The following is a 12414-nucleotide window of genomic DNA, read 5'->3' on the forward strand; positions in this document are numbered from 1 at the left end:
TCCGGCGCGGCCCCATCGGCAACACCGGCATGGCTCAGGCTCCGAACCACTCGCATCTCACACAAGGTACCGGAGCAGGGCGCCGACTCCAGGACGTGACGAGTCACACATAGGACACAACCCGATATCAACGCTCCGTGATTCCGGTATGCCACAATCCGCGACATCCGCACCGGGCGCCCCGGAGACCGGCAGCCCGTGGGCGCCTCAGGCCAGCAGATCGACGGCGAGCGACTCCTCGCTCTCCGCACCGCCGCCGCCCCGCCGGGCCCGCACCCAGGCCCGCTTCAGCAGCAACTGCACCTCGCACTCCCAGGTGAACCCCATCCCGCCGTGCACCTGGAGGCAATCCCGGGCACCCCGTTCGGCCGCCTCGTCGGCCAGCAGCCGGGCCGCGGCGATGTCCACCGGGTCGGCGGTCACGGCGGCGGCGTACACCGCGGCCCGTGCCGTCTCCGCCCGCACCAGCATCCCCGCGCACAGATGCTTGACCGCCTGGAACGCCCCGATCGGCTGCCCGAACTGCTCCCGTGTCCGGGCGTGTTGGACGGCCAGCTCGCACGCGCGCGTGGCCGTTCCCAGCTGCTCGGCGGCGGTGAGCAGCACGGCGACCGGATCGACGGCGACCGCGCCTGCCCCGGGCACCCGGTGCAGCGGGGTGAGCGGATCCACCGACTCCAGGGGTACGGCCCCGGTGGCGTCGCCGCGCACGACGTCCGCCGCGTCCAGCCACTCCACGAGCCCGCCGGAATCGACGCCGGCCACCACGACCTCCCCGTCGGCTGCCCCGGCCACGACCCCCGCAGCGAGGTGGGTCGCCACGAGGGGCCCCGGCAGCAGCACGCGCCCCGCCTCCTCGAACGCCAACACGGCCTCCGGCAAACCGAGTCCGACCCCACCGCCCGCCTCCGGCACCCGCAGCGAGAAGAACCCGGCGGCCCCGAGCTCCCGCCAGAGCCCTCGGTCCAGACGTGGATCTTCCACGGAGGTCCGCAGCGTCTCCCCGTCGAAGCGCCGCGAGAGCAACCCCCGCAGGGCGGTACGCAACGCACGTTGATCATCGGTTAGTTGAAACCGCATCCCACAGGCCCTTCTCGACGCCGACGGCGATGACCCACTCAGGGGCGCGGGGCTGCATCGATATGCGGCTCCGCCTCGTGGGCGCGACCAGCCACAGACGACCCGCACCCGGCACTCAACCGCTACCGCCCCTTCGGCAGGCCAAGAATCCGCTCAGCCACGATGTTCCGCTGAATCTGAGACGTCCCCGCCGCGATCGTGTACGACAACGACGACAACCGCTCCCTCACCCACCCACGCCCGAGATCCAGCGACTCCACCCCCAGCACCTCCGACGCCACGTCGTACAACTCCTGCCGCGCATGCGAATACCGGAGCTTGAAGACGGAACCCCCCACCCCCGGCACCCCACCACTCGCCTCCGCCTCGCTCACGTTCCACTGCGTGAGCCGCCACAGCGCCCGGAACTCCGCGTTGAGCCGCCCCAACCGCCGCCGCACAGAAGGGTCGTCCCAGCGCCCGTTGTCCCGGGCCTCCGCGGCGACCGAACGCAGCACCCGTCGGCAGGCGACCACCTCCCCCACGAACGCCGTCCCGCGCTCGAAGGACAGCGTCACCATGGTCACGCGCCAGCCGTCGTTCTCCTCGCCCACCCGGTTCGTCACCGGCACCCGCACCTCGTCGAGGAAGACCTCGGCGAACTCGGTGGACCCGGCGAGCGTCCGCAGGGGCCGTACCTCGACCCCGGGCGCGGACATCGGCATGGCCAGCCAGGTGATCCCGCGATGCTTCGGGGCCGCCGGATCGGTCCGCACCAACAGCTCGCACCAGTCGGCCACTTCGGCGTGCGAGGTCCAGATCTTGGAGCCGGTCACCACGTAGTCGTCGCCGTCCCTGCGGGCGCGCGTGCGCAGCGAGGCGAGGTCGCTGCCGGCGTCCGGCTCGCTGAAGCCCTGGCACCAGACCTCTTCGCCGCGCAGGATGGGCGGCAGCCAGCGCTCCCGCTGCCCGGCGGTGCCTTCGGCGGCGACGGTCGGCCCGGCGTGCAGCAGTCCGACGAACCCGGCGCCCACATAGGGCGCGCCCGCGGTCTCGGTCTCCTCCAGGAAGATCAGCCGCGTGGTCGGCGAGGCGTCCCAATGCACGTGCGCGTACCCGGCGTCGTAGAGCATGCGCTGCCAGCCGAGGTCGTAGGCCCTGCGCCCGGGCCAGTCCTGCGGGGACGGCTTCGGCGGGAGCGTGGGGAGCGCCTTGGCGAGCCACTCCCGCAGCCGCGCCCGGAACTCCTCCTCCTCCGGCGTGTACGCGAGGTCCATGACAGCCGCCCCTACCTGATGAACCGTCAGATTCTGGCAGGCTAAGTCCCGCACCCCTGGACCGACAAGGCATCGAGCCCTACGCTCTGCCCACGATCTGACGATCCGTCAGCTCCATTGCTCCACCGAGGGGGCCGCCGTGACCGACACCGCCCACGCGCTCAGCGCGTCCCGCACCCTGTGGGAGCTGGTCGCCCGCCGCGCCGACCTGACCCCCGACCGCCCGGTCCTCCTCCAGGACGACCGCACGCTCACCTTCGGCGAACTGCGCGCGCGGGCCGAGCGGGTGGCGGCCGGCCTGTACGACATGGGCGTACGCCCCGGCACGGTCGTCGCCTGGCAGCTGCCCACCCGTATCGAGACGGCCCTGCTCTCCTTCGCCCTCGCCCGCCTGGGCGCCGTGCAGTCGCCGGTCATCCCCTTCTACCGGGACCGTGAAGTCGGTTTCGCCCTCAGGGAGTCGAAGGCGGAGTTCTTCGCGGTGCCGGGCGTCTGGCGCGGCTTCGACCACACGGAGATGGCCCGGCGGCTCGGCGCCAAGGGGATCTTCGAGGCGTACGACGACCTCCCGGACGGCGATCCGGCCGTCCTGCCCGCCCCGCCCGCCGACGGCACCTCGGTCCGGTGGATCTACTGGACCTCGGGGACGACCTCCGACCCGAAGGGCGTGCTGCACACGGACCGTTCGCTGATCGCGGGCGGCTCCTGCCTGGCCCACGCGCTGCGCCTGACGCCGGACGACGTGGGGTCGATGGCCTTCCCCTACGCCCACATAGCGGGCCCTGACTACACCGTGATGCTGCTGCTGTACGGCTTCCCGGCGGTGATGTTCGAGCAGTTCGCGCTGCCGGAGGCCCTGGAGGGCTACCGCAGGCACGGGGTCACGGTGGCGGGCGGTTCGACGGCGTTCTACTCGATGTTCCTGGCAGAGCAGCGCAAGCAGCCCGGCGTTCCGGTGATTCCCACGCTGCGGCTGCTGGCCGGTGGCGGGGCGCCCAAGCCGCCGGAGGTCTATCACGCCGTCGTACGGGAGTTGGGGGTGCAGCTCACCCACGGGTACGGCATGACCGAGGTGCCGATGATCACCATGGGGGCGCCGGACGACACGGTGGAGAACCTGGCGACGACCGAGGGCAGGCCGCCGGAGGGGATGTCCGTGCGGATCGTGGACGGGGAGGTGCGCCTGAAGGGGGAGGCCGTGTGCCAGGGGTATCTCGATCCGGCGCAGACGGCGGAGGCCTTCGACGAGCAGGGCTATCTGCGCACGGGCGACCTCGGGCACCTCACCGCGACCGGCCATCTCGTGCTCACCGGACGGCTCAAGGACGTGATCATCCGCAAGGGCGAGAACATCTCGGCGAAGGAGATCGAGGACCTGCTGGCCGCGCATCCGGCCGTGGGGGACGTGGCGGTGGTCGGCCTGCCGGACGCCGAGCGCGGGGAACGCGTGTGTGCCGTGGTGGAACAGCCCGAGGACGCCGCGGAGTTGACCCTGGGCGCCGTGACGGAGTACCTGCGCGCGCAAGGGCTGTCGACGCACAAGCTGCCGGAGCAACTGGAGATGGTGGACGCCCTGCCACGCAACGAGACCCTGCGCAAGGTCCTCAAGTACAAGCTGCGGGAGCGCTTCGGGGGCCGGTGACGCAGCGCCGCCCGTCCGGGAGGTGCCCCCGCCCGACATCGGCACCGCCCGTCAGGGCCGTGCCCGCAGTCGGCCCGATCCGTCGGACAGGCCCTGGCCGACGCTACTCGGGGACCGTGAAGTAGCGGGCGAAGGCGGGCACGATCTCGGCCTCGCCGACCTTGCCGTCGCCGTCGGTGTCCAGACCGGCGGCGACCGTGCCCGCGAGGTCCTCGGCGACGCCCAGGATCCTGAGCACCCGCGCGGTGTCCGCCACGGTGGCGCGTCCGTCGCCGTCCTGGTCGGCCACGTCGATCGCCGCGTGCAGGAAGGGGCGGGCGATCTCGGCGAACCGGTCCGGGTTGTCGCGCAGCCGCTTGACCGCGCCGTTCACGAACTCGTCCCGGGTGATCCGCTGGTCGCCGTCCCGGTCCGCGATCCCGGCCATCCCCTGCCAGAACGCCTCCGCGCCGGCGTACAGCGCCTGCCCCTTGTCGGAGCGTGCCGTGGCGCCGAACTCGGCGAGCAGCGCCTTCGCCGCCACATTGAAGTCCTCGCGGTCGATGTAGCCGTTGCCGTCCTGGTCGAAGGTGACGAACCGGCCGGCGATCCTGCGTGCGTACTCGCTGCTGACCATGTCTTCTCGGACCGCCTCACATCGCATCGGGGGCATCTCGCTCGGAGCGTACGACGCGCGTGACGCCCCGGGGGCCGGAAGGGGGCCGTTGTGCCAGGACCGGGGGAATTTCGGGACAACCGTGTGGCAGAGGGGGACCTTATGCGGAGGGGGACCTCATGCGGACAGTGGTCCCGCCTCCTCGTCGGTCGCCGAGTCCACGTCCGGGTGGACGTCGAACAGGCGGCGCACGCCCAGCGCCCCGAGGACGCGGTTGACGTGGGAGCCGTCGGGGGCGCCCTCGGCCGGCAGGATCAGGCGCAGTTCGCCCCGGCAGGAGCGGATCAGGCGGCGGGAGGCTATGAGGACACCCACCCCGCTGGAGTCACAGAAGTACACGTCGGAGAGGTCGAGGACGAGACTGTGACGGCCCTCGGCCACCACGTCGTGGACGTGCTGGCGGAGCACCGGTGAGGTCACCAGGTCCAGCTCGCCCGACACGCTGAGCACGGCCCAGTCGCCCTGCTCGTCGCCGGTCACTTTGAACGCCACCACCATGCCCTTCATCCGCCGGTAAACAAACGGAGGCTATACCTACGCTTCCGTGCAGCGCTGCTGCCCAGCGGCCGTTCCCTGAAACACAGACCGAGAAACAGAAACCGTTTGAAAGAGGCTTGTTTTAGTCGACTTCGATCCTGTTCGATCGTGCCTGATCAGAGAGCGACTGGGTAGGCAAGGTCCACTACCACTCGCGGGCCCTCGGGGGGCGCGCATTGGAACAAAGGGGCGTGCGCTGTCGGGGGTGCCGACTACATTCGAGGAGACGGTGGGCTCAGGCTTGACTCGGACACTCCAGGGGTGAGGGGGCCGTATGGCGAAGAAGGACGCACCACCCCGCTGGGACCGCAAGATGCAGCAGCGGCTCGCACGCGGTGAGGCGGCCGCCCTGGCCGAGTTCTACGACCGTTTCGCTTCACTTGTGCACGGACTCGCCCACCGCGTGCTCGGCGACGAACGCGCCGCCGACGGCATCACCCGGGACGTCTTCGCCCACGTCTGGGAACACCCCGAGACCTACGACCCCAAGCAGGGCCCGCTGCGCTCATGGGTCGCCGGACTGACCCACCGCCTGGCCGTGCAGCGGCTGCGCGCCACCGAGACCGCCGCGCTCACCCAGGGCGGTGAGGGCGCGGTCGCCGACACCGAGGAGCTCGAGCGCAAGGTGCACCGCGCCTCCGTCGCCGCCCGCGCCGACTACATCGTCCAGGCCATGCCCACCCCGCTGCGGGCCGCCCTGGAGCTCGCCTACTTCCAGCGCCGCGACTACCGTCAGGCCGCCGCCGACCTCAGCATCACCGAGGACGAGGCCCGCCGCCGCCTGCGCCTCGGCCTGCAACTCCTGTCGACCGCCCACGACACCGGGGCGCCCGGCGCTCCGCCGGGATACGGGGGCGCGGCGTGAGCGACCGTTTCGAGGCGTACGACGAGCACGACGAGGATCCCGACAAGGGAACCGGCGACGACAACGAGGAGCGGAGCACACCCGTGGGCAGCTCAGGCCACGGCAGCGAAGGCGGCTCGGGCGACGGCACCGACGACGGCGACGGCCCCTCCGACCGGCCGCACCAGCCGCCCCGCATACCCCTGCCCCGTGCCTCCGTCGAGGACACCGGCCGCCCGCTGCCCGAGCTGGACGAGCTCCCGCCGCCCGCGCCCCTCGTGCTGGAGCACCAGGTGCTGAAGTCGCTGCTCGGGGCCTGGGCGCTGGCCGCGTGCTCCGCGGAGGAGACGGCCGCCGTGGAGGACCACCTCGGCGACTGCGGCTCCTGCGCCGAGGAGGCACTGCGGCTGCGCGGGGCCGTCGGGCTGCTCCAGCGCCCGGAGAGCCTCGACCTGGACCCCGGTCTGCGCACCCGCGTCCTGGACAGCTGCCTGGAGCGCCGCCCGCCACGCATCCCGATCCCGAAGTGGGCCCTGCCCTACGACGCCGAGACCGCCCGTCTCGACGCCCTGCTCCAGGACTTCGGCGACGCCGAGTGGCACGCCCCGGTGCGGCTGCGCTGGTTCGACGCCGACGAGGCCACGAGCCGCCGTACGACGGTCGCCGGGGTGATGGCCCACCTGCTGTCGGTCGACGGTCTCGTCGCGGTCGCGCTGGGACTGGACGACCCCATGGGCGAGGTCCCCGCGGACGCGCCCACCCCGGCCGGCCGCACCGAGGCCTACTGGCGCGCCTCGCACTTCCCGCCGACCCGCTCGGTCCGCACCCCCTGGCGTGAGCAGAGCCACGACCTCGTACGCACGGTGTCCTTCACCGGCGGCACCACCGGGAAACTGACCGTGCCCTACGGCGACTTCTCGCTGCCGCTGCATGACGCGATGCTGGACCGGGCCTTCGAGTGCTGGGTCCATGCGGAGGACATCGCGGACGCGGTGGACTACCCCTACGAGCCGCCGTCCCCGCGCCACCTGAACCGCATGATCGACCTGGCCGCGCGGATGCTTCCCGCGGTGCTGGCGGACCGGCGCCAGAAGGGGCTGGCGGCACCGGCCCACGGACGGCACCTGGTTCCGGCGGGTGGGCCCGGCCGCACCCTGCGTCTGGAGATCGAGGGCCATGGGGGCGGAGAGTGGCTGATCCCTCTCGACTCCCCCGCGGCGATGGGCTCGGCGGAGCATGAGGTGGCCCATGTGGCCCTCGACGGCGTGGAGTTCTGCCGGCTGGCCGCCGGCCATGTGCCTCCGGCGGATGCGGCGGCGGGGCAGGTGGGCGACCGGGACGCGATCAGGGACGTCCTGTACGCGGCGGCGAGCATGAGCCGGATGTAGGGGGTGGTCGCGGTTTCGTCGGCGGCCGCGGCCGAGCGGGGCTTCTCGCGCAGTTCCCCGCGCCCCTGAAAGAGCTGACCTGCACGCACCTCAGGGGCGCGGGGAACTGCGCGAGCAACCACGAACCACCCGCACCCGCCTCACAACCAGCAGCCCCGAGCTCTCAGGCGAACACGACGGTCCGCCGCCCGTTCAGCAGAATCCGACGCTCGGCATGCCACTTCACGGCCCGCGCCAGCGCCTGGCACTCCACGTCCCGCCCGATCGCCACCAGCTGGTCCGGCGTCACGTCGTGGCCCACCCGCTCGACCTCCTGCTCGATGATCGGCCCCTCGTCGAGGTCGGCGGTCACATAGTGCGCCGTCGCACCGATCAGCTTCACACCCCGCGCATGAGCCTGGTGATAGGGCTTCGCGCCCTTGAAGCTCGGCAGGAAGGAGTGGTGGATGTTGATGATCCGGCCGCTGAGCTGCTTGCACAGGTCGTCGGAGAGGACCTGCATGTACCGGGCGAGGACGACCAGTTCGACGTCCTGCTCCCGCACCAGCTCCAGCAGCCGCGCCTCCGCCTCGGCCTTGTTCTCCCGTGTCACCGGAATGTGGTGGAAGGGAATGTTGTACGACCCCACGAGCTCGGCGAAGTCGGTGTGGTTGGAGACCACGGCGGCGATGTCCACCGGGAGGGCCCCGATCCGCGCGCGGAACAGCAGGTCGTTCAGGCAGTGCCCGAACTTGCTGACCATGAGCACGATCCGCATCCGGTCCTCGGCCCGGTTGATCTGCCAGTCCATGTGGAAGGAGTCACCGATCGCCGCGAAGGACGCCCGCAGCTTGTCCACGGTGACCGGGGCCTCCGCCGAGAAGTGGACGCGCATGAAGAACAGACCCGTGTCGTGGTCGCCGAACTGCTGGCTGTCCTCGATGTTGCAGCCGGTCATGAAGAGGTAGCTCGACACGGCGTGCACGATGCCCTGCTTGTCGGGGCAGGACAGGGTCAGGACGTACTGCTCGGCCGGGGCCTCGGCCCGGGGGGACTGCGCGTTCATGCAGGACAGGGTCGCATATCCGCCGCCGCCGCAGACACCGCGTCCGTCACGCGGACCGGGTCATGATCTGGAGCACCTGGAGCGTGCGCGGCGGTGCGTCCGGGTCCTCCCCGTCGGCCGCCGCCATCCGCACGTGCGCGTCCCGCGCCGCGCGCACCGCGTCCGGCCAGCCCGGGTTCTCCATGTACACGGAGACGGGGGCGTCGGGGCCGACCTGGTGCATGATCCGCAGCACGCGCAGCACGGCGGTGTCGACGAGGGCCGCCTCCTGGGAGTCCCGGAAGATCGTGCCGACGTACTTCTCGGCGGACCAGTTGTCCAGCCAGGTGTCCTCGACGAGGCGGTACACGGCGTCGGTGACGTCCCCGTACCCCTCGACACCGGTCAGCCAGACGTTCTGCTGGAACGCGGGGTCGGAGAGCATGTGCAGCGCGGAGCGCACATTGCTGCGCCAGCGCCACCACGGCATGTCGTTCAGTGGCATGCCGCCCATGGTGGAGGAGCGACGGCCGCGACGGGAAGAGTTCTCCGAACCTTGCACGGTCACCGATCGTACGTTCTCGCCCGAACGTGCCCACCAGGCCCCCGCTGTTCACCTTTACGTCACCGTTCATTGACCCAGGGTCACTTTCGAGTTGGCGGTGTGACGGAAGCGTGTAGGCCCATGACCGGTAGGCGACGCATCCGCAGCACCTTCCTCCCCCGGCACCACCGTCCCGTCCGAGCCCTCGCCCTCGCGGCGGGGGCACTGACCGCCGGTGCCTCGCTCGTCACCGGTTGCGGGGTGGTCCCCGGTACCACGGGGGGCTCCGGGGACGACCCGATCAAGGTCATGACCTGGGCCCCCTCGGACACCGAGGCGACCAACAAGCCCGGCATGCCCGCCTTCGCCGAGGCCTACGCCCGCTGGATCAACGCCAGAGGCGGCCTCAACGGCCGTAAACTGACCGTCCTGACCTGCAACGACAAGAACAACGGCGTGGGCGCCGCGAAGTGCGCCCGGCGCGCGGTCAAGGAGCACGTCGTCGCGGTCGTCGGCTCCTACAGCCAGTACGCCGACTCCTTCTTCCCGCCCCTGGAAGGCGCGGGCATCCCCTACATCGGCGGCTACGGCGTCACCAACGCCGAGTTCACCAGCCCGCTCTCCTACCCGGTCAACGGTGGCCAGCCCACCCTGCTCGCCGGCCTCGGCAAGGAGCTCGCCCGGGACTGCGGCAACGTCACCCTCGTACGGCCCGACACCATCGCGGGCGACGAGCTGCCGGTGCTGCTGGACTCCGGGCTGACGACCGGCGGGCACCGGGCCGCCGCCGACGTGCGGGCCGCGGACGACGCCAGCGAGTACTCGGCGCAGTCCACGAAGGCGCTCGCCGGCTCCGGTGCGGCGGCCGGCTCCGGTGCGGCGGCCGGCTCCGGTGCGGCGGCCGGCTCCGGTGCGGCGGCCGGCTCGGGTGCGGCGAAGGAGAAGGAGGGGTGCGTCGTGCCCGCGCTGGGCGACCGCACCAGCACCTTCATGGACTCCTTCCGGCGCGCCCGTGCCGAGTACCCGCGGGTGCGGACGGCCATGGCGATGGGCAGCGTCGACCAGACGGAGATCGACGCGTCCGGCGGGGCGTCGGGGCCCTACGAGGGGTCGTACATCACCGGCTGGTACCCGGTGGCGAGCGACGCCCGCTGGGGCGGGATGAAGAAGGTCATCAAGGAGGAGGCCTTCGACGACAACCGCATCGACTCGGCGGACGCGGGCGTGCAGACGACCTGGATCGCCTACACGGTGTTCAGGAAGGCCGTCGAGTCGCTCGGCGGCGGCGAGGTGACCGCCGACAGCGTGCGCGGCACGCTCAACGACGGCCTGAGCATCCCGACCGGCGGGCTGACGCCGACGCTCCGGTGGCCCCGGGACACCTGGAACGCCACGAACCACCTCGCGTCCATCGGCTTCCCGCGCATGGTCAACGCCAACGTGACGCTCCAGGTCGTGCGTCAGGGCCGGCTCGTGGCGGCCCACAAGGGCTTCACCGACGTGACGCAGACCCTCCGGCACGCCGACATCGACTGAGGCGGCCGGGGCGACACCCGGGCGGGGGTGCGGAAGGCGCCCCCGCCCTGCCTCTCACAGCTGGGTCGACGAGCGCTCCGTCAGGCTGTACTTCTTCGCGATGGCGTTCCACAGCCGGGCCGCCCTGGCCTTCTCGGTGCTGGCGGTGCCGCTGTCCCGGTTGCCGGCCGCGGTCTCTCTCGTGATGCGGGCCTGGCCCTTCTTGCAGCCCTTCCGGCCGGCCGCCTGGTCGGCCCAGGCCGCGTAGTGGTTGTCCGCGGACGCGGACGCCCGCCAGGCGCTGGTGAGCGCCTCGGTCAGCTCGGCGTGGCTCGGCAGCTGGTCGACCGCGAGCCCCTTGAGCCGGGTCACCAGGCCGGTGCGCTGGCCCGCCGCCGCCCGCAGGTCCTGGGCCGCCTGGCCGAGGTTCTTGCAGGACTTGACGTTCGCCACCGCGTTGATCACCGAGGAACGGCTGTTGCCGCTGTCGGCGAGCAGCTTGTCCAGCTCCACGGCCTGCGCCTTCGCCGCGTCGGCGGCCGGAGCGGACGAGCCCTCGCTCGCCGGGGCCGTCGCCGACACGGTCTGGTTCTTGTCGCCGCCGCCCCCGCCGCCTCCGCCGCCGGCGAGCAGCGCGCCCGCGCCGATGCCGAGCACGACGATGCCGACGCCCACGGCGGCGAGGACCGGCACCCGCGACCGCCCGCGGCCACCCCGGCCGCCGTCGTCGTATCCGTCACCGCCCGGCGGGACGTACGGCGGCTGCGGGGCGCCGTACGACGGCTGCGGGGCCCCGTAGGGGGGCTGTGCGGCCTGCTGCCCGTCGAAGCGCGGCAGCTGCTGGGTGGAGGAGGCGCCGCCGTCCGTGCTCTGGGCGCGGAAGAGGTTGTCGAAGTCGGAGGGCGGCTGCCGGTCGCCGCCGGCCTGACCGGGCACGGGCGGGATGTACTGGGTGGCCTGGGCGTCGGGGCCGTAGCCGGGCTGGGCGCCGTAGGCGGCCTGGGGGTGCTGCCCCGCTTCGGGCGGGAGGGCGCCGGGGCGCACCGGCGGGATGAACTGCGTGGCGCCTTCGTCGGCACCTGCCGGGACCGGCGGGATGAACTGGGTCGCACCCTCGTCGGCGGCGGCCGGGACGGGCGGGATGAACTGCGTGGCGCCCTCGTGGGCGGGCGGGGCCGGACTAGACGGGAGGGGTTGGCCGACCGGAGGGAGGTAGTAGGAGGTCGGCTCGTCGGTGTCGTAGCCGGGCCTGGGCTGCTGCTGCGCGGTGCCGGGGGCCTCGTAAGGTGCGACCTGACCCTGCTGCGGGGGCAGCGGCTGGGACTGCGCGGCGGGCGCCGACGGGAGGGGTTGGCCGACCGGCGGAAGGTAGTACGACGTCGGCTCGTCGGTGTCGTAGCCCCGCGCGGGCTGCTGCTGCGGCAGCGGCCGGGACGGTGTGCCGCCGGGCTGCTGGGAGGTGTCGGCGGGCTGTTGGGGGGCGTTCCAGGTCTGGGTGGTCGGCTGCGACCAGTCCTGGGCGGGCGGCTGGGTCTGCCCCTGCTGGTCGGGGCCCCACGAGGAGCCCCAGGCCTGAGCGCTGGGCGGCTGGCTGTAGCCCGTGCCCGCGGAGGACCCGCCGTACGCCCCGTCGGACGCCGGACCGGACGGGTCCGACTGCGGAGAGCCGCCGTACCCGCCGTGCGGCGGGCCGCCGTAGCCGGACGACTGCGGCGGGGCGCCGTAACCGGGCTGCGGGGCACCGTAGGAGCCCGTCTGTCCCGGCAGCAGGGGTTCCCCGCCGTCGGAGGGCAGCACGATGCCTTCGCGCGCTTCGCGCGCCGAGGGCTGCTCGCCCTGTCCACTCTGCGTCACCGGGACTCCTACTAATGGGGGAACTTCGGAATCGTCGTGTAACGCTACCGGGTACCCCGAGCCCGGTGCCACGTA

11 protein-coding genes are annotated in these 12414 nt (G+C 72.3%); 4 read left to right on the top strand and 7 right to left on the bottom strand.

The genetic code is table 11. The annotated features are described in order from the left end of the window. Nucleotides 1-207: 207 nt before the first annotated feature. Nucleotides 208-1080, bottom strand: a complete 873-nt coding sequence (locus tag IF54_RS0112945; RefSeq protein ID WP_030317802.1) for an acyl-CoA dehydrogenase — start codon at nucleotides 1078-1080, stop codon at nucleotides 208-210. A gap of 122 nt (nucleotides 1081-1202) precedes the next feature. Continuing rightward, the gene (locus IF54_RS0112950) at nucleotides 1203-2336 is read right to left on the bottom strand and encodes an acyl-CoA dehydrogenase family protein (protein ID WP_030317804.1); all 1134 of its coding nucleotides are present in this window, start codon (nucleotides 2334-2336) and stop codon (nucleotides 1203-1205) included. A gap of 139 nt (nucleotides 2337-2475) precedes the next feature. On the opposite strand from IF54_RS0112950, the gene IF54_RS0112955 reads away from it, so the two are divergent. Next, nucleotides 2476-3978, top strand: coding sequence for a class I adenylate-forming enzyme family protein (locus IF54_RS0112955; RefSeq protein WP_030317805.1), 1503 nt, complete (start codon nucleotides 2476-2478; stop codon nucleotides 3976-3978). Between the two features lie 103 nt (nucleotides 3979-4081). Here IF54_RS0112955 and IF54_RS0112960 read toward each other — a convergent pair whose 3' ends face one another. Together IF54_RS0112960 and IF54_RS0112965 are read right to left on the bottom strand one after the other, a co-directional pair. Then, complete coding sequence (locus tag IF54_RS0112960; protein ID WP_030317806.1) at nucleotides 4082-4594, bottom strand: EF-hand domain-containing protein; 513 nt, start codon at nucleotides 4592-4594, stop codon at nucleotides 4082-4084. Nucleotides 4595-4750: 156 nt separating this feature from the next. Next, nucleotides 4751-5131 (bottom strand): STAS domain-containing protein, encoded by a 381-nt coding sequence (locus IF54_RS0112965; protein ID WP_030317807.1) that lies wholly within the window; start codon nucleotides 5129-5131, stop codon nucleotides 4751-4753. 313 nt (nucleotides 5132-5444) lie between these two features. Here IF54_RS0112965 and IF54_RS0112970 point away from each other — a divergent pair, with 313 nt between their 5' ends. Then, complete coding sequence (locus IF54_RS0112970) at nucleotides 5445-6035, top strand: sigma-70 family RNA polymerase sigma factor (RefSeq protein ID WP_030317808.1); 591 nt, start codon at nucleotides 5445-5447, stop codon at nucleotides 6033-6035. Further along, nucleotides 6032-7402, top strand: coding sequence for a zf-HC2 domain-containing protein (locus tag IF54_RS0112975; protein WP_030317810.1), 1371 nt, complete (start codon nucleotides 6032-6034; stop codon nucleotides 7400-7402). Before IF54_RS0112970 ends, IF54_RS0112975 begins: the two co-directional genes overlap by 4 nt. A 163-nt stretch (nucleotides 7403-7565) precedes the next feature. Here the strand turns inward: IF54_RS0112975 and purU are convergent, their stop codons facing one another. Together purU and IF54_RS0112985 are read right to left on the bottom strand one after the other, a co-directional pair. Then, nucleotides 7566-8447: a formyltetrahydrofolate deformylase gene (gene purU, locus IF54_RS0112980; RefSeq protein ID WP_030317812.1), complete on the bottom strand. Its 882-nt coding sequence runs from the start codon at nucleotides 8445-8447 to the stop codon at nucleotides 7566-7568. Nucleotides 8448-8493: 46 nt separating this feature from the next. Next, the gene (locus IF54_RS0112985; protein WP_078616861.1) at nucleotides 8494-8994 is read right to left on the bottom strand and encodes an SCO4402 family protein; all 501 of its coding nucleotides are present in this window, start codon (nucleotides 8992-8994) and stop codon (nucleotides 8494-8496) included. Between the two features lie 117 nt (nucleotides 8995-9111). Here IF54_RS0112985 and IF54_RS0112990 point away from each other — a divergent pair, with 117 nt between their 5' ends. Continuing rightward, nucleotides 9112-10506 (top strand): ABC transporter substrate-binding protein, encoded by a 1395-nt coding sequence (locus IF54_RS0112990; protein ID WP_030317814.1) that lies wholly within the window; start codon nucleotides 9112-9114, stop codon nucleotides 10504-10506. 54 nt (nucleotides 10507-10560) lie between these two features. On the opposite strand, the gene IF54_RS0112995 is transcribed toward IF54_RS0112990, so the two are convergent. Further along, entirely contained in the window at nucleotides 10561-12339 is a 1779-nt protein-coding gene (locus IF54_RS0112995) for a hypothetical protein (RefSeq protein ID WP_030317817.1), read from the bottom strand. Nucleotides 12340-12414 lie beyond the last annotated feature (75 nt).

It is taken from the genome of Streptomyces sp. NRRL B-3229 (assembly GCF_000719505.1).
In the GTDB taxonomy this organism is placed as follows: domain Bacteria; phylum Actinomycetota; class Actinomycetes; order Streptomycetales; family Streptomycetaceae; genus Streptomyces; species Streptomyces griseorubiginosus.